Annotated in this window: 1 protein-coding gene; it reads left to right on the top strand. The window is 38.1% G+C overall.

From position 1 onward, the window contains the following. Positions 1-52 precede the first annotated feature (52 nt). On the top strand, positions 53-708 hold a 656-nt coding region (locus tag ACIR131C_RS0100915), incomplete at its 3' end, for a DUF2887 domain-containing protein (protein ID WP_028088713.1).

Genomic DNA, 708 nt, shown 5'->3' with positions numbered 1-708 from the left:
AGGCGATCGCTCCGCTCGGATTAGGCATCGCAACTAAATATATAATGTGATTATGAAAACCGATAAACTTTTTTACCGACTATTTTTATCTCAACCAGGTTTAATTGCCGAATTAATCCCAGAAATCCCCAGAGATTGCGAATTTACCTATAGTGCGCCCGGAGTCAAAGAGAAAGGATTTGAACTAGATGGACTATTAACACCTCTTGCCAAAGATCTGGGTTTACCTCTGGTATTTCTAGAAGCCCAGATGCAGGGAGATCCAAGATTTTATGGGCGGTATTTAGCAGAAATTTTTCTGTATTTATATCAATACAACGTCAACCAACCTTGGTACGGATTATTAATTTTACGCAATCGGCATGAAGATCTAGGCTCGGATATTCCCTACCAATTTTTGTTAAAGAGTCAAGTCAAACGACTTTATCTCGAAGATTTGTTACCGTTAACAGATTTGAGTCCAAATTTAGCATTACTGAAGTTACTTATTGTAGATAAACAAGATACAGCAACGTTGGCACAGGCAATTATTAATAGTGCGGAAACAGAGGAAGAATTTCGGCGACTATTGGATTTAGTAGAAGCTATACTTGTGAATAAATTCCCACAACTTGGTACAAAGGAGATTTTGCAAATGCTAAACCTGAAAACAGTAGATGTAACCCAAACACGGTTTTATCAGGAAGTGTTTCAAGAAGGGCAGCAAGA

The organism is Dolichospermum circinale AWQC131C, assembly GCF_000426905.1.
In the GTDB taxonomy this organism is placed as follows: Bacteria; Cyanobacteriota; Cyanobacteriia; order Cyanobacteriales; family Nostocaceae; genus Dolichospermum; species Dolichospermum circinale.
The sequence above is the reverse complement of the archived record's forward strand: the minus strand, read 5'-3'. Positions and strand labels throughout refer to the sequence as shown.